The 19,970-nt window shown below is 69.3% G+C and carries 21 protein-coding genes; 13 read left to right on the top strand and 8 right to left on the bottom strand.

What is annotated here, in order from left to right; genetic code table 11:
- Position 1 precedes the first annotated feature (1 nt).
- The 3 genes from ACYVLQ_RS15025 to ACYVLQ_RS15015 form a co-directional block, all read right to left on the bottom strand.
- Positions 2 to 715, bottom strand: coding sequence for an MBL fold metallo-hydrolase (locus ACYVLQ_RS15025; RefSeq protein ID WP_460698065.1), 714 nt, complete (start codon positions 713 to 715; stop codon positions 2 to 4).
- 176 nt (positions 716 to 891) lie between these two features.
- Complete coding sequence (locus ACYVLQ_RS15020) at positions 892 to 1,863, bottom strand: carbohydrate kinase family protein (protein ID WP_460698064.1); 972 nt, start codon at positions 1,861 to 1,863, stop codon at positions 892 to 894.
- A 221-nt stretch (positions 1,864 to 2,084) separates the two neighbouring features.
- The gene (locus ACYVLQ_RS15015) at positions 2,085 to 2,435 is read right to left on the bottom strand and encodes an iron-sulfur cluster assembly accessory protein (protein WP_068033002.1); all 351 of its coding nucleotides are present in this window, start codon (positions 2,433 to 2,435) and stop codon (positions 2,085 to 2,087) included.
- 299 nt (positions 2,436 to 2,734) lie between these two features.
- Here ACYVLQ_RS15015 and ACYVLQ_RS15010 point away from each other — a divergent pair, with 299 nt between their 5' ends.
- Complete coding sequence (locus tag ACYVLQ_RS15010) at positions 2,735 to 3,412, top strand: DUF3043 domain-containing protein (RefSeq protein WP_460698063.1); 678 nt, start codon at positions 2,735 to 2,737, stop codon at positions 3,410 to 3,412.
- Positions 3,413 to 3,511: 99 nt separating this feature from the next.
- Here the strand turns inward: ACYVLQ_RS15010 and ACYVLQ_RS15005 are convergent, their stop codons facing one another.
- Positions 3,512 to 3,724 (bottom strand): hypothetical protein, encoded by a 213-nt coding sequence (locus ACYVLQ_RS15005; RefSeq protein ID WP_460698062.1) that lies wholly within the window; start codon positions 3,722 to 3,724, stop codon positions 3,512 to 3,514.
- An 86-nt stretch (positions 3,725 to 3,810) separates the two neighbouring features.
- Here ACYVLQ_RS15005 and ACYVLQ_RS15000 point away from each other — a divergent pair, with 86 nt between their 5' ends.
- The 4 genes from ACYVLQ_RS15000 to ACYVLQ_RS14985 all read left to right on the top strand — a co-directional run bounded on the left by ACYVLQ_RS15000 (position 3,811) and on the right by ACYVLQ_RS14985 (position 8,610).
- Positions 3,811 to 4,767, top strand: a complete 957-nt coding sequence (locus tag ACYVLQ_RS15000; protein ID WP_460698061.1) for a helix-turn-helix domain-containing protein — start codon at positions 3,811 to 3,813, stop codon at positions 4,765 to 4,767.
- A gap of 71 nt (positions 4,768 to 4,838) precedes the next feature.
- Positions 4,839 to 6,875 (top strand): nicotinate-nucleotide--dimethylbenzimidazole phosphoribosyltransferase, encoded by a 2,037-nt coding sequence (gene cobT, locus ACYVLQ_RS14995; protein WP_460698060.1) that lies wholly within the window; start codon positions 4,839 to 4,841, stop codon positions 6,873 to 6,875.
- 318 nt (positions 6,876 to 7,193) lie between these two features.
- Positions 7,194 to 7,943 (top strand): adenosylcobinamide-GDP ribazoletransferase, encoded by a 750-nt coding sequence (locus ACYVLQ_RS14990; RefSeq protein WP_460698059.1) that lies wholly within the window; start codon positions 7,194 to 7,196, stop codon positions 7,941 to 7,943.
- 100 nt (positions 7,944 to 8,043) lie between these two features.
- A complete protein-coding gene (locus tag ACYVLQ_RS14985; RefSeq protein WP_460698058.1) occupies positions 8,044 to 8,610 on the top strand; it encodes a dihydrofolate reductase family protein in 567 nt (188 codons plus the stop codon).
- Between the two features lie 16 nt (positions 8,611 to 8,626).
- Here ACYVLQ_RS14985 and ACYVLQ_RS14980 read toward each other — a convergent pair whose 3' ends face one another.
- Both ACYVLQ_RS14980 and asnB read right to left on the bottom strand, forming a co-directional pair.
- The gene (locus tag ACYVLQ_RS14980) at positions 8,627 to 8,896 is read right to left on the bottom strand and encodes a DUF2277 domain-containing protein (RefSeq protein WP_460698057.1); all 270 of its coding nucleotides are present in this window, start codon (positions 8,894 to 8,896) and stop codon (positions 8,627 to 8,629) included.
- A gap of 43 nt (positions 8,897 to 8,939) precedes the next feature.
- Positions 8,940 to 10,862 (bottom strand): asparagine synthase (glutamine-hydrolyzing), encoded by a 1,923-nt coding sequence (gene asnB, locus ACYVLQ_RS14975; RefSeq protein ID WP_460698056.1) that lies wholly within the window; start codon positions 10,860 to 10,862, stop codon positions 8,940 to 8,942.
- Positions 10,863 to 11,276: 414 nt separating this feature from the next.
- Here asnB and ctaC point away from each other — a divergent pair, with 414 nt between their 5' ends.
- The 3 genes from ctaC (at position 11,277) to ACYVLQ_RS14960 (ending at position 13,500) form a co-directional block, all read left to right on the top strand.
- Complete coding sequence (ctaC, locus tag ACYVLQ_RS14970) at positions 11,277 to 12,275, top strand: aa3-type cytochrome oxidase subunit II (RefSeq protein WP_460698055.1); 999 nt, start codon at positions 11,277 to 11,279, stop codon at positions 12,273 to 12,275.
- 13 nt (positions 12,276 to 12,288) lie between these two features.
- Positions 12,289 to 12,705 carry a cytochrome c oxidase subunit 4 gene (locus ACYVLQ_RS14965; protein ID WP_460698054.1) on the top strand — a complete coding sequence of 139 codons (417 nt, stop codon included), beginning with the start codon at positions 12,289 to 12,291 and terminating at the stop codon, positions 12,703 to 12,705.
- 180 nt (positions 12,706 to 12,885) lie between these two features.
- On the top strand, positions 12,886 to 13,500 hold the full coding sequence (locus ACYVLQ_RS14960) for a molybdopterin-dependent oxidoreductase (RefSeq protein ID WP_460698053.1): 615 nt from the start codon (positions 12,886 to 12,888) through the stop codon (positions 13,498 to 13,500).
- Between the two features lie 43 nt (positions 13,501 to 13,543).
- On the opposite strand, the gene ACYVLQ_RS14955 is transcribed toward ACYVLQ_RS14960, so the two are convergent.
- Positions 13,544 to 14,821: an FAD-binding oxidoreductase gene (locus ACYVLQ_RS14955; RefSeq protein ID WP_460698052.1), complete on the bottom strand. Its 1,278-nt coding sequence runs from the start codon at positions 14,819 to 14,821 to the stop codon at positions 13,544 to 13,546.
- A 324-nt stretch (positions 14,822 to 15,145) separates the two neighbouring features.
- Between ACYVLQ_RS14955 and ACYVLQ_RS14950 the strand changes: the two genes are divergently transcribed.
- The gene (locus ACYVLQ_RS14950) at positions 15,146 to 15,940 is read left to right on the top strand and encodes an alpha/beta fold hydrolase (protein ID WP_460698051.1); all 795 of its coding nucleotides are present in this window, start codon (positions 15,146 to 15,148) and stop codon (positions 15,938 to 15,940) included.
- A gap of 90 nt (positions 15,941 to 16,030) precedes the next feature.
- On the opposite strand, the gene ACYVLQ_RS14945 is transcribed toward ACYVLQ_RS14950, so the two are convergent.
- The gene (locus ACYVLQ_RS14945; RefSeq protein WP_460698050.1) at positions 16,031 to 17,395 is read right to left on the bottom strand and encodes a wax ester/triacylglycerol synthase domain-containing protein; all 1,365 of its coding nucleotides are present in this window, start codon (positions 17,393 to 17,395) and stop codon (positions 16,031 to 16,033) included.
- 80 nt (positions 17,396 to 17,475) lie between these two features.
- Here ACYVLQ_RS14945 and ACYVLQ_RS14940 point away from each other — a divergent pair, with 80 nt between their 5' ends.
- The 4 genes from ACYVLQ_RS14940 (at position 17,476) to ACYVLQ_RS14925 (ending at position 19,931) form a co-directional block, all read left to right on the top strand.
- Positions 17,476 to 17,937 carry a hypothetical protein gene (locus tag ACYVLQ_RS14940; protein ID WP_460698049.1) on the top strand — a complete coding sequence of 154 codons (462 nt, stop codon included), beginning with the start codon at positions 17,476 to 17,478 and terminating at the stop codon, positions 17,935 to 17,937.
- Positions 17,938 to 18,006: 69 nt separating this feature from the next.
- Positions 18,007 to 18,597, top strand: coding sequence for a TetR/AcrR family transcriptional regulator (locus tag ACYVLQ_RS14935; RefSeq protein WP_460698048.1), 591 nt, complete (start codon positions 18,007 to 18,009; stop codon positions 18,595 to 18,597).
- Between the two features lie 111 nt (positions 18,598 to 18,708).
- Positions 18,709 to 19,443, top strand: a complete 735-nt coding sequence (locus ACYVLQ_RS14930) for an SDR family NAD(P)-dependent oxidoreductase (RefSeq protein ID WP_460698047.1) — start codon at positions 18,709 to 18,711, stop codon at positions 19,441 to 19,443.
- 170 nt (positions 19,444 to 19,613) lie between these two features.
- A complete protein-coding gene (locus ACYVLQ_RS14925; protein ID WP_460698046.1) occupies positions 19,614 to 19,931 on the top strand; it encodes a DUF222 domain-containing protein in 318 nt (105 codons plus the stop codon).
- Positions 19,932 to 19,970: the final 39 nt, after the last annotated feature.

Raw genomic sequence — 19,970 nt, 5'->3', positions numbered from 1 at the left:
TTCACCCCGGCATCAGCATGTGCCACTGCTCCAAAGTCTGCGGGCGCATCACATAGTTGTTGTCGCGCACGTTCGACAACGCGGCATTCGGGTCCTGCGAATACCAGTGGCCCGGATATACGACCGGATCTCCCGCTAACCCGGCCAGATAGCGCAGGCTGCGGAACATCGCATCGGAATCGCCGCCCGGGAAATCGGTGCGGCCGCAGCCGTCGACGAACAGGGTGTCACCGGCTACGAGCCGATCCTCGAACAGGAAGCACTGGCTGCCCGGCGTATGCCCGGGGGTGTGCAGCAATTCGATCTCGAATCCGCCGACGCTCACCTTGTCACCGTGATCGTGGCCGGTCAGCTCGCTCGGCGCGATATCGGTGACATTGGCCACCCACGGCAGTTCCTCGGCGTTGACGTGCACCGGAACCTGCACCCGCTCCAGCAGCTCGCGCACCCCGCGCAGGGTGAAACCGAGCATGGTGCCGCCCACGTGATCGGGGTGGTGATGGGTGGCCAGCACGCCGGTCAGGCGCAGCCCGTCGGCCTCCGCGATATCCACGAGATCGCCCGCGGCGTACGCGGGATCCACGACCACGCACTCGCCGCTGTCTCTATCGCCGATCAAATACGCGAAATTGCGCATCTGCGTGGCGATCGGATCGCCCACGGCCCAATCGCGCCCGGCCAGCAGCTGACGAAAATACACACGGTTGGATCCCATACGCACACCCTATGGCTCGGTGGCGATCGGCGCGCATTCGGTCGGACTGTGAATCGTCACGTCGCGGGAGGAAGGAAACGAAACACTCGCGGCCGAATCGCCGGATCACCTATTTGCGGATTGCGGAAATTGCACCTCGGCGAACGACGCTGCGGCGCAGACGTTTTCGCCGGCGATCAGCGCAGCAGCGGCGCGATATCCGCGGCGGCGTCCGGACCGTACGCCGCGCCGAGCCGATCGAGGGCCTCGTCGCGCCGCAGTGCCCATTCCTGCGGGCCGTCGGTCTCGAGCACGAGCACGGCGATGAGCGAGCCCAACTGGGCGGAGCGCTCCAGGCTGAGCCCGGCGGTGTGGCCGGTGAGGAAGCCGGCGCGGAAGGCGTCGCCGATGCCGGTCGGATCCACCTTCGACCGCTCCGGCACCACCTCGACGTTCACCTCGGTGCCGTCGCGGTCGACGATCTGCACGCCCTTCGCGCCCAGCGTGGTGACCCGGATGCCGACCCGCTGGCCGATCTCGTCGAGGGTCAGGCCGGTCTTCTGCCGCAGCAGGCCGAGCTCGTACTCGTTGGTGAAAAGGTATGCGGCGCCGTCGATCAGCTCGCGGGCCTGCTCGGCGTTCAGCAGCGCCAGCTGCTGCGACGGGTCGGCGGCGAAGGGGATGCCCAGCTCCTGGCATTCGCGGGTGTGGCGCAGCATGGCGTCGGGATCGTTCGCGCCGACCAGCACCAGTTCCAGGTCGTGGGTGCGGGCGAGTTCGGTGATCGAGATGTCGCGGGCCTCGCTCATGGCGCCCGGGTAGAACGCGGCGATCTGGGCCATCTCGTCGTCGGTGGTGCAGATGAACCGCGCGGTGTGCGCCTTCTCCGAGACCAGCACCGCCGAACAGTCCACGCCGTGGCGCTCCAACCATTCGCGGTACTCGCCGAAATCGGAGCCGACCGCGCCGAGCAGCAGGGGATTGCGATCGAGCAGGCCCATGGCGTAGGCGATGTTCCCGGCGACGCCGCCGCGGCGGATGTTCAGATCGTCGACGAGGAAGCTCACGGAGACATGCTCGAGCTGATCCGCCAGCAGCGCCTCGGAGAACTTTCCGGGGAAGTGCATGAGGTTGTCGGTCGCAATGGATGCGGACACGGCGATGGTCACGGGAGGTCCTTCGGTGTCGTGCGCTGCGCACGCCTCGTCGCTGCTCGACAGACGCGTAAATCGGTCGCTCGTAACGTACACCGTCGAACAGGAACCTCACCACCTGAGCGACACGAGTGTCTCAGTCGGTAACACTCATGTTGTGCGACAACCGGTTTGGTTCACCCGGGCAGCAGTCAGCGCGGAACCCCCGGTCGGGGATTCCGCGCTGACGGCGAGGGTCAGTTGAAGCTGTCGCCGCAGGCGCAGGAGCCGGTGGCGTTCGGGTTGTCGATGGTGAAACCCTGCTTCTCGATGGTGTCGACGAAGTCGATCGCGGCGCCCTGCACGTAGGGGGCGCTCATCCGGTCGACGGTCAGCTTGACACCGCCGAACTCGGCGACGAGATCGCCGTCGAGACTGCGGTCGTCGAAGAACAGCTGGTAGCGCAGACCGGCGCAACCACCGGGCTGCACGGCGATCCGCAGCGCCAGATCGTCGCGGCCCTCCTGATCGAGCAGCGCCTTCGCCTTGCCGGCGGCCGCATCGGTCAGCGTCACACCGTGGGTGGTGGTCTCGTTCGGTGCAGTCATGAAGTCTCCTCAGGACCCGTGGTCATCCCGTGAACAGCGCACGGCTCGAAGCTGTCAACGCCACTTCGCGGGTGGCTATTCCAATCTTGCCACTCTCACGCGGTCGCGCCCCAGTCCGTATACCCATTCGCATCCGGGCTGAATACCAGTCGTGCTTGTTCTGCTCCCTATCGACCGTACTCGGATGCCGAGCGGAAACGGCCGGTTAGCGGCGGGTGAACGCCGGGGTATGGCACAGGACACAACAACTCGGCGAACCGGATTTCCAGGGCGGTGTGCCATCGAATAGCCTGGTCGGCGTGAAGTTCCTCCGCCGCGGCGATGCCAGCAAGACCGACGACCTCGCCGACCGGACCTCGGGCGCCCCCGCCGATGAGTCGGGCGGCTCGGTCGACACCCCCGACCGGGTGGCCGCCACCGCCGGTAAGGGCCGGCCCACCCCGAAGCGCCGCGATGCCGAGGGCAAGCGGCGCGGTCCGGTCGCGCCCGCGCCCCTGACGGCGAAGGAGGCGCGGGCCCGCCGCAAGGCCACCCGCGGCAACCGGGCCGAGCGCAAGGCGGCCGCCGCCGATCGTCGCGCGGCCGCGGCCGACCGGCGCGCGCGCATGCTCGCCGGTGAGGACAAGTACCTGCTGCCGCGCGATCGCGGCCCGGTCCGCGCGTACGTGCGCGATCTGGTCGACGCGCGCCGCAACCTGGTCGGGCTGTTCATGCCGCTGGCGCTGGTGTTGATCCTGACCATGTTCCTGACCCCCGCCGTGCAGGCCTACGTCACGCTCGCCATGCTGGTGATGATGGTGTTCATGGTCGGCGAGGGTTTCCTGATCGGCCGCACCATCAACAAGCGGGTCCAGGAGCGCTACCCCGACGACACCAGCTCGTCCTGGTCGCTGGGCTGGTACGCCTTCGTCCGCGCCTCCCAGATCCGCCGCATGCGCGCTCCCAAGCCCCGCGTCAGCCCCGGCGACTCGGTCTAGCCGGGCGTCCCGGCCCCCTTCGCACCCCCTGCGTGTTCGCGCACCCGGTACATGCGTTGTACAGGGTGCGTGAGCGAACACGGGGTGCGGGAATGCTGATTACCGGGTCGGGTGGTCTGCCGTGTTCCAGCCGCCGGGGAGCTGTTCGCGCATGCCGGTGATGGCGCGTAGTTCGATGTCGATGCGCTGGGCGTCGCGGTCGTCGATGTTGCTGGATCCGGTTGGGGGGAGGGTGATTCCGTGGTGCAGGAAGACCCGCATCGCCAGCACGATCATCACGATGAACAGGAAGGAGAGCAGGTAAGTGAGCATGGCAGTAATTTTTCCCCCATGCACTTCCTGCCACCAGTGGCAGTTGTGTCATTGTTCGTAAATATTCGGCCACGTACACTGTGGGCATGCTGACGAAGGTCGCCGCGGTGCTCAGCCAGACCGTCGCCATGTTCGAATTCGGCGTCCTCTGCGAGGTTTTCGGGCTGGACCGCCGCGACGACGGGCTGCCCGCCTTCGACTTCCGGGGCTGCGGGGCCGAGCCCGGCGCGTCGCTGACCTCCAGCACCCCCGGTATCACCGTCACACCGCAGCACGGCCTGGACGAACTGCTCGACGCCGATCTGGTCGCCGTCCCCGCGTATCCGGTCACCCCGGGCTACGAGTTCGATCCGCGCGTGGTGCAGGCGGTCCGCGCGGCGTCCGATTCGGGGGCGACCGTGCTCACGGTCTGTTCGGGCGCGTTCCTCGCGGGCGCGGCGGGGCTGCTGGACGGGCGCAAGTGCACCACGCACTGGCGCTACGTCGACCAGCTCGCCGAGCGGTATCCGCAGGCCACCGTCGATCCGGACGTGCTGTTCGTGGACGAGGGCAATCTGATCACCAGTGCGGGCACCGCGGCCGGGATCGACGCCTGCCTGCACCTGGTGCGGCGGGAGCTGGGCAGCGCCGTCGCCAACAAGATCGCCAGGCGGATGGTGGTGCCGCCGCAGCGCGACGGCGGGCAGCGGCAGTTCATCGAGCGACCGATGCCGGGCTATGAATCCGACAGCCTGCGCGAGACGTTGCTGTGGATGGACCAGCATCTCGAGCTGCCGCACACGGTCGAGGACCTGGCCGCCCGTTCGGCCATGTCGACGCGCACCTTCGCCCGCCGGTTCGTCGCCGAGACCGGCACCACCCCGCTCAAATGGCTCACCAACCAGCGCGTCCTGCTGGCCAAGCATCTCCTGGAGGACACCACCCTGGACCTGGAGACCATCGCGGGCCGTTCCGGTTTCGGCTCCGGCGCCCTCCTGCGTCACCACTTCCAACGCCTGGTAGGCATCGCCCCCACTGAATACCGCCGCCGCTTCGGCGCCTGACCCGCCACCAACCCTTCGCTCGCGAGTGTGCAGGTCGTCCAGGGGCGGGCGGTGGTTGGTACCGTTCTGGCGTGGTTGACGAAGCGGCGAGCGGGCGAGCGGTGCGGACGCTGGTACTCGGCGGGGCGCGGTCAGGGAAGTCGGCGTTCGCCGAGGAGTTGGCCGGGCTGTCCGGTGCGGTGCGGTACGTCGCGACCGCCGTGGTGGATCCCGCCGATGCCGATTTCGCCGAACGCGTTGCGGCACATAGGGTCCGGCGGCCCGGCGTATGGACTGTGGTGGAGGGCGATCCGGTCGCGGTGCTCGCCGACCCCGCGCCGGTGACGCTGATCGACGATCTCGGCACCTGGCTGACCGGGCGCATCGACGCGCGGGCGGCCTGGGAGTCGCCGCGCGGCACCGTACAACCCGACACCGACGCCCTCGTCGCGGCCGTGCGGGGATACCGGCAGCGGCTGGTGATCGTGAGTCCCGAGGTCGGGCTGGGCGTCGTCCCGGCGACCAAGTCCGGGCGGCTGTTCCAGGACGAGATCGGCGAGCTGAACCAGCGGATCGCCGCGGTCTGCGACGAGGTCTACCTGGTGGTCGCGGGCATCCCGACGTGCGTCAAGGGTGCCCAGGTTTCGCCAGGCGCTGGTGATTCCGAATCGACCTCGGCGGGTGCGGACGGTGTCGGATCGGCAGCGAGTGGCGCAGCGGTGGCCGCTGGGTCCGCGGCACGTGGGTCCGATGTGCAGCGCGCAGCTACCTACCGGAACTCGACCTCTGCCGCCGCCTCCGAAACGACCGCGGCGACTGCCGAGGTGAACCCGGCGGCGACTGCTGATGTGAGTTCGGCCGCCGCGACTGACGCAGGTGGTGCCGGTGCGGGGCCGACGGCTGCTGCGGTCGGTGGTACTGAGGTGATCGCGACTTCCGGTGGGGCGGGGCCGGATTCGGTCGATACGGGTTCGTCCTCGCACGATGACAACGGCTCGGCCGCAACGGAACCCGGTGGCGGGGAGTTCGGGTATGTTGCGGGATCCTCCGGTGGCGCACCGGAATTCGGGCCGGTGGCCACGCCCGATGCGGGGCTGCGGGCCGAGGCGGAGGCGCGGCAGCTCGAGCTCACCAAACCCGCGGGTGCGCTGGGGCGGCTGGAGGCGCTGGGCAACTGGGTGGCGGCCTGCCAGGGGGTGTGTCCGCCGCGGCAGTTCGAACGCGCGCGGGTGGTGGTGTTCGCCGGGGACCACGGCGTTGCGCGACACGGGGTTTCGGCGTATCCGAGCGCGGTGACCGGGCAGATGGTCGCCAATTTCCTGGCCGGCGGCGCCGCGGTGAACGCGCTCGCGCGTCTCGCGGACGCCACCGTGCGGGTAGTGGACATCGCCGTCGAGGGCGACACCGACCCCGCTGCCTCCGGGTACAAGGTGCGCCGCTCGAGCGGCAGCATCGACCGCGAGGACGCGCTGTCGGAGGCCGAGGTGCGGGCGGCGCTGGCGGCGGGCAAGGCGATCGCCGACGAGGAGGTCGACGGCGGCGCCGATCTGTTGATCGCCGGTGATATGGGCATCGGGAACACCACGCCCGCAACGGTTCTCATCGCCACACTGACCGACACCGAGCCGGTGCTGGCGGTCGGGCGCGGCAGCGGTGTCGACGACGCCGGGTGGATGCGCAAGGCCGCCGCGGTCCGCGACGCCATGTGGCGAGCCCGCACGCACCGCTACGACCCGGTCGCCCTGCTGCGCGTCGCGGGCGGCGCCGACCTGGCGGCCGCGGCCGGTTATCTCGCCCAGGCCGCGGCGCGCCGCACCCCGGTGATCCTCGACGGCCTGGTGGTCACCGCCGCCGCGCTGCTCGCCGACATGCTGGCGCCCGGCGCGAAGGCCTGGTGGGTGGCGGGCCACCGCTCCACCGAACCGGCGCACGCGCAGGCTCTGTCCAGGTTGAGCCTGGAACCACTGGTGGACCTGGAGATGCGGCTCGGCGAGGGGTCGGGCGCGCTCACCGCCCTTCCGATCCTGCGGGCCGCCGTCGCGTCCCTCGCCGACATGTCGACCTTCGCCGACGCGGGCGTCAGCACCGCGGCCGAAAGCGCCCCGGCTCCATCGGAAGTCGCGCCCTGACCGGGCACGTGATGCACCGCGTCAAGTCTGCCCGCGGTAATCCGGCACCCGGCGGCCCGGAATGGTGAGTCTCGGCCGGTGCGGCTCGCGCCCCCATCCCGGAACTCCAGGGCAGGGGTCTCGCACGGTGCCGCGGCGCCGGTCATCGCAGGCCGCTTCGCGCACCCGCCGCATGTCCTCGCACCCGCTCCCTGGCCCTGCAGGTGGTGCGGGACCAGGCGCGGGGTGCGGGAGCGGGGTTGTCGGGCTTGTGGTTGCGGGCCGTGATGGGGTGGGGCGCGGTGTACGTGCTGATGACCGGGTTCGGGGGCGGGGGCTGTGAGCGGGGTTCGGTTGGCCCTGTCGTGGTTGACCGTGTTGCCGGTTCGTGGGCCGACGACCGTGGATCGGGCGGTCGCGGGCCGGGCGATCGCCCTCGCCCCGCTGGTCGGGCTGTTGCTCGGGGGCGGTGCGGCCGGGGTGCTGTGGGTAGCGGCTACGGCGGGAACGACTTTCGCGCTGGCGGGGGTGCTCGCCGTCGCGGTCCTGGCGCTGGCGACGCGGGGTATGCACCTGGACGGCCTGGCCGACACCATGGACGGCCTCGGCAGTTACGGCCCGCCCGAACGGGCGCGCGAGATCATGAAGAGTGGGGGTGCGGGGCCGTTCGGCGTGGCGGCGTTGCTGTTCGCCGTCGGAATTCAGGCGCTGTCGTTCGCGGCGCTGGTCGAGCACGGCAGGTGGTGGGCCGTCGCGCTGGCGGTCGCGGCCGGGCGGGTCGCGGTCGTGCTGGCCTGCCACCGTGGCGGTACCGCCGCGCCCGGCGCCGGATTCGGTGCGCTGGTGGCCGGTACACAGTCCATCGGCGTCGTGGCCGTCTGGTGTGTAATCGCGCTCGCCGCAGGAGTTTTCGCGATCCTCGACCGCCCCTGGCTCGGGGCGCTGGCGGTAGCGGCGGGTCTTGCCGGCGCCGCACTGCTCGTCCGCCACTGTCGCCGCCGCTTCGGCGGCCTCAACGGCGACGTCCTCGGGGCCGCCAGCGAGCTCACCGTCACCGTGACCGCAGCCCTGCTGTCCCTGCACCCGTGACACCGGGACCCAGGGGATGCACACGGTGCGGGGACCCGATAAGTTTCGTCGGCTCGGCTCGTCCCAATCGGAGAGACGACTCAATTCGACGAGGAGAGCTATGCGACCACTGATCCTGCACATGATGGTCACCCTGGACGGGTACGCGGCCGGGCCGGGCGGCGACCTGGACTGGATCGAGGTGGACGACCCCGATCTGGACGGCTACCTGGCCGATCTGCTCGGCAGCGTGGACGCGCAGATCTTCGGGCGCAAGTCCTACGAACTGCTGGGGGAGTACTGGCCGCAGGCGCAGCAGAATCCGGCCACGCCGGGCGATGCGAAGCTCGCGGCACTGGTCAACGGGCTGCCGAAGATCGTGGTCACCTCGCGGCCGGACGCCCCGCTGGACTGGCAGCCCGCGTCGGCCATCGGCGCCGATCTCACCGCCGAGACGGCCGAGTTGAAGAGCAAGCCCGGCAGACCGCTGGTGCTGTTCGCCGGGGCCGCCACGGCACAGGAATTCCTGCGCCGCGACCTGGTCGACGAGATCCGGCTGCTGGTCTTCCCGGTACTCCTGGGCGCGGGGGAGCGGCTCTTCGCCGACGACACCCGCCGGAACCTGCGCTTCACCGAATCCCGCGCGTTCCCCGCTTCGGGCGTCGTCCTGCAGTCCTACCGAAGGTGACCTGGACGGGCAGGGCTCAGCCGCGGGCCTCGATGCGGGCCCGGACCTCGGGGCGGCGCAGTGGCGGGAGGGCCTTCGGGGGGACCTTGCGCTCGGGCAGTTCGGCCAGCAGGCGAGTGGTCACGGCCGCGATATCGGCGACCGCGGCCTCCACCACCGCGCGGTTGGCCTCGGAGACGCTGGACAGGCCGCCGACCTTCCGCACGTACTGCAACGCCGCGGCCTGGATCTCCTCGGACGTCGCCGCTGGCTCCAGCCCGCGCAGGGGCGTGATATTTCTGCACATGCTCCGAGGCTAGCGCCGCCGGGCGACAGGTACGAGGCCTCGATCAGAGACGCACCGGATAGGTGGGTTCCTGGATCTGGGGCTTGATGCGGTCCTCGACGAAGATGCCGTGCCAGATCATGAACACCAGCAGTGTCCACAGGCGGCGGCTGTGGTCGGAGGCGCCGGTGCGGTGCGCCTCCAGCATCGCCTTGATCGCGGACTTGTCCAGCAGGTGGTCGGTCTGGGAGTCGGCGATCTGCGCGGCCGCCCAGTCGTGCAGTTCGGGCCCGCGCAGCCAGTGCCGCAGCGGTACCGGGAAACCCAGCTTGGGACGGTGCAGCACGTGCGGCGGGACGATTTCCTCCAATGCCCGCCGCAGCGCGTACTTGGTGGTCTCCTTGGTGATCTTCTGGTCGAAGGGGATCTTCTCGGCGACCGCGAAGACCTCGGAGTCCAGGAACGGCACCCGCAGCTCCAGCGAGTTGGCCATCGTCATCTTGTCGGCCTTGACCAGGATGTCGCCGCGCAGCCAGGTGAACAGGTCCAGGTGTTGCATGCGCGCCACCGGATCCATGTCGGCGTCCTGCTTGGCGTAGATCGGCCCGGTCACGTCCTGATGCGTCCACTCGGGCCGGAATTCCCGCAGCACCGAACGCAATTGGGCATCGTTGAAGCTGCGGGCGTTGCCGTAGTAGCGCTGCTCGAGCGTCAGCGAGCCGCGGTGCAGCAGACTCTTGCCCCGGGTGCCCTCGGGGATGCGGTCCGACAGCTGGCCCGCCAGTCGCCGCAGACCCTGCGGAAGGTACTCGAAGGGCTTGAGCGACAACGGTTCCCGGTAGATGGTGTAACCGCCGAACAGTTCGTCCGACCCCTCCCCGGACAGCACCACCTTGACGTGCTTGCGGGCCTCCTTGGCCACGAAGTACAGCGGCACCAAGGCGGGATCGGCCACGGGATCGTCGAGGTACCAGACGATTTCGGGGATCGCCCCCGCGAAATCCTCCGGGCTCACGGTCCGGATGTAGTGCTTGGCGCCGATGGCCTCGGCGGTCTCGGCGGCCACGTCGGCCTCCGAGTAGCCCTCGCGCTCGAAGGCGGAGGTGAAGGTCAGCAGGTTCGGATTGTGCTGAATCGCCAGTGCCGCAATGGCGGTCGAGTCGATGCCGCCGGACAGGAACGAGCCGACGGTGACATCGGCCCGCATGTGCTTGGCGACCGAATCCTTCAGCACCTCGGCGATCTCGTGATACCGGGACTCGGCGGAGCTGAACGGCGCCACCCGGAACCGCGGCTCGAAATACCGTGTGACCCGGGGAGTCTCACCCGGACCCAGCGTCGCGTAGCACCCGGACTCCAGCCGCCGCACGTTCTTGTGCAGCGATTCCGGCTCCGGAACGTACTGCAGCACCGTGTAGTGCTCCAGCGCCCGCACATCCAGCTCGTCCGAGAGGCCCAGCGCCGGAAGCAGTTCCAGCAGGCTCTTCTTCTCGCTGGCGTAGGCGGTGCCGTTCGGGCCGGTCGCGACGAACAGCGGTTTGATGCCGAACGGATCGCGGGCCAGCACCAGCTGGCGCCGCTCGGTATCCCAGATCGCGAAGGCGAACATGCCGCGCAGCCGGGCGACGGCGTCGGTGCCCCAGTAGTGATAGGCGGCGACGATCGCCTCGCCGTCGCCCTCGGTGCGGAACTGCGCGCCGTGCTCGTCGCGCAGCTGCTCGCGCAGCTCCAGGTAGTTGTAGATCTCCCCGTTGAACGCCAGCGCGTACCGCTCCGGATTCTCCGGCGGCCCCCAGAACAGCGGCTGGTGCGAATGCTCGATGTCGATGATCGACAACCGGTTGAAGCCGAGGATGATGTGCTCGTCGTGCCAGGTGCCGCGCTCGTCGGGGCCGCGGTGGCGGCCACACTGCAGCGCGTCGTAGACCTGGGAGACGACGTCGTCGGTCGCGACGTCAGCGGTCAGAAATCCGAGCAGTCCACACACTGCGTCGAGAACCTCGTTTCCGGGATCGGGTGCGGGCAGGACGAGCGAAACCCAGTCTCCGAGTATGCCGTACCGAGCCGCGGTGCGTGCGGGAGGGGATTTCCGAGGAACCGGAGGTCGTCGGTGTGTCGAATGCGACCCGGGCACAACGCGGTACCCGGTTTGGTCTACGCTGCGTAGTACTCGGGAACTCCCGGGCGTGGCCGCGCGTTTGCACCGGTCCGCCCATGATCCCCGAACGTGCTGAATATTGCGTCGCCCGGTCCGCGCCGGGCGGCGGCAGTCGGTTGGACGACCAGGAAGGCGTTGAGCGTGGCGCACAAGGCGAGCGAAGCGACAGGGGCACGCCCCGGCGGGGGCTCTACCTCCGGCGGACGGGGCCGCGCCCTTCGGCGGGCCGGGCTGGCGGTGTCCATGGGGATCACCGTGCTGCTCGTCTCGGGCTGCTCGATCGACAACCCGGTGCTGCGGTTCGGCTGGCCCACGGGTGTCACCCCGCAGGCGACCCGGATGCGCGAGCTGTGGACCTGGTCGGTGGTCGCCGCCCTCGCGATGGGCGTGCTGGTCTGGGGCCTCACCTTCTGGACCGTGGCCTTCCACCGCAAGAAGTCGAACTCGCCGGAGTTCCCGCGCCAGACCGGCTACAACGTGCCGCTGGAGCTGACCTACACGGCGATCCCGTTCGTGATCATCGCGGTGCTCTTCTACTTCACCGTCGTCGTGCAGAACTACGTGCACGAGAAGGTGTCCAACCCCGATGTGGTCGTCGATGTGACCGCGTTCCAGTGGAACTGGAAGTTCGGCTACCAGAAGGCGGTGCTGCCGGGCGGCCAGATCTACGACGGCGCCGACAAGGAGCGCAACTCCCTGAACCAGGAGATCATCGAGGAGTACCGGGAGCGCAAGGTCGACGGTCACCCGCGGCCGGGGCCGAACAACGGCCTGCCCGCCAACGACACCTCGTATCTGCACTACGACAAGATCGAGACGATCGGCTCCAGCCGGGAGATCCCGGTGCTGGTGCTGCCGACCGGCAAGGTCGTCGAGTTCCAGCTCGCGGCCGCGGATGTCATCCACTCCTTCTGGGTGCCGGAGTTCCTGTTCAAGCGCGACGTGATGCCGAACCCCAAGGAAAACCACTCCGACAACACCTTCCAGATCACCAAGATCGAGCGGGAGGGCGCCTTCGTGGGCCGCTGCGCGGAGATGTGCGGTACCTTCCACTCGATGATGAACTTCGAGGTCCGGGCCGTGAGCCCGGAGAAGTTCGAGCGTTACCTGCAGGTGCGGGAGAAGGGCGCGACCAACGCCGAGGCGCTGGCGAGCATCGGCGAGTCGCCGGTGTCGGTGACCACGCACCCGTTCGACACCGACCGCACCGCGCGCGAAGCCGCCCAGGCCGAGAGCAAGTGAGGACTGAACTGACATGAAGGTCGAAGCACGCATCTTCGAGCTGCTCACGGTGTTCTTCATCATCGTGGGCGTCGTCTACGCATTCTTCACCGCGCAGTCGCGCACCGGCGTCGAGTGGGCCGGGACCACCGCGATCGTGCTGACCGCGGGCCTGACGCTGATCGTCGGCACCTACTTCCGCTTCGTGGCCCGCCGCCTGGATCTGCGGCCCGAGGACTACGAGGACGCCGAGATCGTGGACGGCGCCGGCGACCTGGGCTTCTTCTCGCCCGGCAGCTTCTGGCCCATCCTGATCGCCGCGGCCGCCTCGGTGACCGCGATCGGCTTCGCGTTCTTCCAGCTGTGGCTGATCGCCGTCGGCGTGATCTGCGTCCTCATCACGGTGGGCGGCCTGGTGTTCGAGTACCACTTGGGCCCCGAGAAGCACTAGCGCACAAGACGAACGCGGCGCCCCGGTCGACTCCGACCGGGGCGCCGCGTTTTGCATGTCGGGCGGCTGCTCGACCACGCCAAGGTCGTGCTTGCGAGATGACGCCTCGTTCTAGTACGTTTCTTCTATATGGAGCGTCTGCTCCAAATAGAAGCGGCATCGCGAAGACAGAGGATCGGCATGACACTTCCCCCGGGCCAACGTGCCGTCGACGGATTCCCTCGGTTCGGCACACATCTGCATCACCCGCCGCCGCCTGTTCCCGCCGACCCGGTGATCGAGATCTGCGGGGCCGTGACCGAGGCATCGACCCTGTCGGTGGCCGACCTCGCCGAGTTGCCGCGCCAAGAGCGCAAGGCCGACTTCCATTGTGTCGCTGGGTGGTCGGCCACCGGTCTGCTGTGGGAAGGAATCCCCTTCGGGATCCTCTACCGCACGCGGATCGAACCGCTGCTCGAGCCGGGCGCCGCGATCAGCCACGTGGTCTTCGAAGGCCTCGACGGCATCCGGTCGATCGTGGTGCTGGAGGACGCCCTGGCCGATGATGTGCTCATCGCCGACCGACTCGACGGGCGTCCGCTCGATGGCGACCACGGCGCTCCGATGCGGCTGGTGAGCCCCAGCCAGTACGGCTACATCAGCATCAAACACCTGTGCCGCATCGAATTACACAGCTCCGAACCCCCGGCCCCCGACCGATGGTCACCGCGGGAAACCCTCGCGCGAGGGTCTGGCAGGAGGAACGCCACCGCTACCTGCCCGGCCGCGTGGTCCGCCCGATCTACCGGCTACTGATCGCGCCGATCCGCAAGCTGAGCGCCCTGGGCAGCCCCCGCACCTAGTCCGTCTCGTAGCGCTGGGCGCGTTCGGAGTGGCAGATGTCGGCGATGGCGGCGTCGATCTCGCGGAGTAGTTCGGAGGTGCCCGACTTGCCCGTGTAGGTCTCCGTGGGGCGGACCCGGCAGGTGAAGGTGAGGAAGCCGTGGTCCTCGCCGGATAGTTCGTGCAGATAAGGGGAGCGCACGCCATAGGTCATGGCGGAGATGACGGTGAAGCAGCCGCTGCGCTCGCGGTAGTCGGTGAACAGGTCGTGCAGGCGGTGGAATACCGCCGTATACGTCGACAGCGGCGCGAACACCGCCACCCGGTAGGCCGGGCCGCGCTCGGCGGAGGTGATCACGGTATCGGCGAGATACTCCGCGTCGCGCAGCGTCAGCACCTTCGGCGAGAACATCAGCGCACCGGCGGCGGCGTTGCGCACGGGCATGCCCGCCGGGCCGCGCGCCGCGGAGGCGATGGCGCCCAGCGACTTCCGCGCCCGGGAGCCCAGTTCGCGCCGGGCCCGCAGCGAGGCCGTGGCGGTGGTGGGGTGCAGGCTCGACCACTGGCCGAAGCGCACCGTGCCGAGCTGCACATGCCCGGTGCCGACGGGGCGCGACACCCGCAGCGGCGCGGTGTCGACCCAGCGGCCCACCTGGAGCATGGCGTCGCCGGGCCGCTCGATCTCGGCGACCGAATGCTCGACGAAGGTGTCGAAGTCGAGGAAGCGGTGCGCCTCGGAGGTCAGCCAGGTGTGGTCCTTGTCGACCTCGACGGCCTCCAGGGTGAGCGCGGTGATGATGCCGGTGCGACCGGCCCCGCCGAGGATGCGGCGGAAGCGGTCGGCGTGGTGGGCGCGCCCGCAGGTGCCGAATCTGCCGTCCGGATCGACGTATTCGAGAGCGACGACGTTATCGCTGAACATGCCGTAGCGATGCGAAGCGGCACTGAGCCCGCCGACCGCCGCGAACCCGCCCGCCGTGATCTCGCGGTGGTCGCCGACGATCGGGAGCCCCAGACCGTGCGCGGCCAGCGTGCGATCGATATCGGACAGCCGCGCACCGGCCTGCACCCGGACCAGCCGGGCGTCGGCGTCGACCGCCTGCACCCGGTTCATCCGCCGCAGCGACAGCACGACGCGGCGGTCGGGCGGGGCGAGCTCGTCCTCGGCGTGGTCGCCGTACTCACCGCCGCGGACGGTCAGCGGCTGCGGGCGGGAGTCGCGAACCGTGCGCACGACATCCGCGGTATCGCGGGGAAGATACTCATCGGGCAGATCGGCCAGGGTGATGCTCACGACTGCACCTCGCTGACGCTCGGCTCCGTCGCGCGCGGGGAGCGCCGTGTCCTCGGTTCGCTCGCAAGCCCGCTCACGCCGTCGCCTCGCCGCTGCTCGGCACCGGCATGCGCACGGGCGCATTGTGTTTCGGGGATTGCTCACTGCGCTGGCTCATGGCCTCACAGCTAACCACAGTCGCGGCGGTTCGTCTGCCCCGAACTCGAGCGGGCGATCGCGACACGCGCGGCGTGGCGGATTGCCGACATCGCGTGGCGCTTCGGTGGAAGCGGCAACCCGGTCCCGTCCCTACCCTGATCAGCATCGACGATTCTTGGAGGACCTGTGTTCCGCTATTCCGGTCATGACGGCTGGCCGTTGTCCGCGTCAACGGTGGGCAACGCCGGGCCGGATGTCGTGCTGATGCACGGCGGCGGTCCGGACCATCGCAGCCTGCTGCCGCTGGCCGATCGGCTGGCCGATCGCTACCGCGTCGTGCTGCCCGACGTCCGCGGCTACGGCGCGTCGCGCTGCGCGGATCCGGCCCGGCACACCTGGGCGCGCTACGCCGAGGACGTGGTGGCCCTGCTCGACCATCTGGACGCTGAGCGTGCCGTGGTCGGCGGGACGGGGCTCGGGGCGACCGTGGCGGCACGGGCGCTGCTGGCCTATCCGGACCGGTTCGCCGCGGGGATTCTGATCAGCGTCGAGGACATCGAGGACGACGAGGCGAAACGGGCCGAGACGGCGATGATGGACGCCTTCGCCGATGCCGTGACCGTGGCGGGCATCGAGGCGGCGTGGGCGCCGATCCTGCCGCAGCTGGCGCCGGTGATCGAAACCCTTGTCCGCGAGGCGATTCCGCGCAGCGATCCGGCGAGTATCGCCGCGGCCGCCGCGATCGGGCGGGACCGCAGCTTCCGCGGTCCCGCCGAATTCGCGGCCATCGCGGCGCCGGTCCTGCTGTTTCCTGGCATCGACCGGCGACATCCCACGGCGCTGGCGGAGGAGCTGTCGCGGATCCTGCCGGACGCCCGGCTCGGCCCGGGTTTCAGCGCCGAGATGCGCACGGCCGACGACCTTGCCGACGCCGTGGCCCCGGCCATCCGCGAGTTCCTGGCCGCGATCCCGACGGGCTGACGGGCTGACCGCGAGTTCCTGGCCGCGGCGCCGATGCGCTGACGGGCTTACCGGCGAGTTCCTGGCCGCGGCGCCGATGCGCCGACGGGCTTACCGCGAGTCGGCGAGGGCGGCGGTGACGGTGCCGAACGCCTCCTGGAGGATGTCGCAGTAGTCGTCGATGTCGTCCACGAGGGCCGGATCGCAGACGACCGAGACCGCGAAGGCGTCGCCCGCGCCTACGAACGAATGGGCCAGGCCGATGTCCGGATAGACCGGCGGCAGCATGCCCGCGAAGCGAAAGGGCTTGTCCAGCACGGACCATTCGGCGCTCGGCTCGCACCGGATGCTGGTCAGGACCGTGTGCGCGACGGTGGGCGGCGCCGCCTCGGGTGGTCGGAGCGTCCCGTGCGCGGCACGGTATATGCGACTGGGCAGCATGTCGGTCAACTCCAGACGGTTGAGTTCGCGGCGGCTGGTGGCGGAGCCGCGGCGGACGCGCAGGGTGGCGTCGACCGCTCGGGTCCGCTCGGCCGGATCGGTCGTCGCCGGGTGCAGGTCGACCACGTCGGCGCCGACCCGGTTGACGCCCATCACGGTCGCGTCGGGCACCGCGATGGTCACGAAGGCCGCCAGATCGTCGGGGCATTCCGCGCCGCGTTTGTCCAGATATCGTTGCATCGCTTGGGATATCGCGGTCAGGCCGACTGCCGTCACGGTGGTCCCCGGGACGCGCACGGTCCGCAGGTCCACGGGGAAGGTCCGCACGGCGCGGCGGGGGCCGATGCGCCGGTTGAGGACAGTCGGCGTGCGCGGCGTGAGGTTCGGCCCGCCCTCGTCGTTCTCGCGGGCGATGCGCCGGTTCTCCGCCCGGACCCCGGCCGCGAAGCGCAGCAGCTGCACCGGCCAGCGCAGCGCGCCCAGGACGGCCGCGAGCCGTACCGGCGGGCGTCGCGCGGCCGGGCCGAGTCCTTCGATGCGTAGCGCGGGCGGTCCGGGTGCGAAGAGGGCCTCCGACAGCGACGTCATGGCCGGGCCCGCCATCAGCGCATGGCTGACGTGGATCATGGCGACGGTCCCGGGGCCGGTCAGCGCCGGAATTCCGGCGACGTCGGGGAAGATGTGCAGTTCCCACGCGCTGACCCGGGCGTCGAGCGGTTGCTCCAGGACCGCGCCCATCCGTTCGAGACATCCTGCCCAGTCCAGGCTTTCGGAATGCACGGTCACGTGGCTCTCGACCGGGCTGTCGTCGGTGCCCCAGAACGGATGGCCCAGTCCCCCGGGCACCTCGTGAATCCGGCGGCGCAGCGGTTCCAGCGCGGTGGCCCGATCGGTGACGTGGCGGACGAGATCGGCGGCCGACGGTGCGCCCCCCGAATTCTCGAACACCCACCACATCGGCCAGTCGATGTGGCGACCCGAGCGCGTGAAGTAGTAATAACACGCGTCATTGGCCGCGAGCTGTGCTTCGTGCATCCGCCTGCTCTCGTCGATCCCGATTTCCTGCACTCTAACGCCGGGCGGGCTCGGTCGAGCCGGTCAGATACTGTCGGGTCGTGCCGTACCGTGCGCCGTTCCCGCTTCTGGCTCAGGTTCCTGCCGAGTTGCGAGATGTCATCCTGGACTTCCATTTCGACCTCGAGCGGCTACACGCGCTGGACCTGCCTGTGCGAACCGTACCGACCGCCGAGCTGGCCTGGCATCTCGATCTACCGTTCTGGTCGGCACAGGCGATCCCGTTCGCGGTCACGCCGAACACGGTCGCCGCCCGACCGGAGGTCTACCAGCGGCAGTGGCAACGCACCCACGCCGCCGACTTGCGCTATCCCGTGGACGCCTACCTGCGTCGTGACGGCCGAATCGTGATCCTCGACGGAATCCACCGACTCTTGAAGGCCTCCCTCACAGCACAGACACAGATGCGAGTGCGCGTCCTGGAGCCGCACAGGTTCGACGCTATCGCGAACCGACGGTCCACCGGCTACCTCGACGTAGATGACGCGCATCGAGTTCAGTGAGCCGTAGTGCAGGTCGGGCCCCCGCAACTATACTGGACCGATCGGTCCAGCACGGGTAGGATCGACCACGTGCCACGTCCACGACAGTTCGATGAAGCGCGCGTGCTGTCGGCCGTGCAGGCGGTGTTTTGGGACAATGGGTACGCGGGCACATCGCTCGAAGATCTCCTGATGGCCAGTGGGCTCGGCAAGGGGAGCTTGTATGGAGCATTCGGAGACAAGAAGAGCCTGTTCTTGCGCGTGCTGCGCATGTATGACGAGGCCAATGATCAAATGCTGCGCAGCTGGCTCGAGCAAGCCGAGCGCGGCATCGATGTCATCCGGGATTTCGTGACCGGGCCCGTGCGTGATCCCAGCGGCGTGCAGGCACGTCGGGGTTGCCTGCTCGCCAACACTGCGATGGAGCTGTCGGTGGGGGCCGCCGAGGTGGCCGCGGAGGCGCGGCGCAGCTACGCCTCGACCACTGCGGTGCTGGCCGACGCGGTACGACGAGCACAGCGCGAGGGCGATGTCGCGCCCCGTCTCGACGCGGACGTCACCGCCCGCGCGGTGCTGGCCGGGCAGCTCGGGCTGATCGTGCTCGGTCGAGTCGGCCAGGACCCGGCCGCGTTGTCGGCCATGGCCGAGGGTCTGCTCGACGGCCTGCTGCCTGCGTCCTGAGCATTCCTGCCGTAGTGGTGTACGACACAGCGCCGCTCAGGTTATTGACTGTTCAGTCCATATAGAGGAGGGTTATGGACCGAACAGTCAATAATCGGTACAGGAGCTGTCATGAAGATGCTGGAGGGCAAGGTCGCGGTCGTGACCGGGGCGAACGCGGGTATCGGGCTGGCGATCGCGCGGGCCTACCGTGCTGAGGGGGCGCGAGTGTTCGTCGCCGGTCGTCGCCAGGCGCAGCTCGACGAGGTCGAGGCCGAACTCGGCCCCGAGGTCACCGGGATTCGCTGCGACGTGGGCCGACTCGAAGACCTCGACCGGCTCTATTCGGCCGTCGCCGAGCAGGCGGGCCGGATCGATGTCCTGGTCGCCAACGCCGGGATCGGGATCGTGGCGCCGTTGGGCGAGATCACCGAGGAGCAGTTCGACGCCATGTTCACCACCAACGTCAAGGGTTCGCTGTTCACCGTGCAGAAGGCGCTGCCGCTGCTCTCGCCGGGGGCGTCGATCATCCTCACCGGATCGACGGCGGCCTCGCGGCCCGAGCCGTACCTGCCCGTGTACGGGGCGTCCAAGGCCGCGCTCCGTAACCTGGTTCGCGGATTCGCCCACGACGCCGGGGCGCGTCGGTATCGGATCAACATGCTTTCCCCCGGCGGTACCCGCACGCAGGGTTTGGTCGACCTGATCTCAGCCGAGACGGCCGCCGCTGCGGGGGCGTCGGTTCCGCTCGGCCGGCTGGCCGAACCGGAGGAAATCGCCGCGGCAGCTGTCTTCCTCGCCTCCGACGCGTCCAGCTACGTCAACGGTTCCGAACTCGCCGTGGACGGCGGCTTCGCCCAGGTCTGAGGCCCAAGCCACGGCCGCCGGTTCAGAACTCGCTGAAATCGGTCTGTCGAAGCGATTGAGGACCATTGGTCCTCGACGCCGGTCGAGCAGCGCCCGAACGTCCGCTAGTGGCGCGCATCTACTCCGCTTTAATCGAACGTATGTTCGAGATGTGAGGTAGGGTGGCTCGGGTGAAGACACATTCGACTGCACTGGCATCGGATGCTCCGGCGCGGAGCTGGGCGGAACTGGCCGATGTCGACTTGCTGCGCACCCTGGTCGAAACCGAACGGCGTCGGCGTCGGCTGGGGGCGGCCATGGTCTCGGCCGTCGCCGAGGCGGAGCGCCGTGGTCTCGCCGCCGATACCGGCTATCGGGACACAGCGGAGCTATTGAGTGATCTACTGCGGATCAGCGCCTCCGAGGCGCGCCGCCGGATCGACTACGCCGCTCCGCGGGCCCGCTCGCGTCCCAGAAAGGCGTGGCGGGTGCTGACGGCGGCGAGCTGAGCGATCTCCGGTTACGAACGCGGCCGATGAGTTTGCGGC

The organism is Nocardia thraciensis (assembly GCF_054782435.1).
Note: the sequence above shows the minus strand (reverse complement) of the source record. Positions and strands in the feature narration are given on the sequence as shown.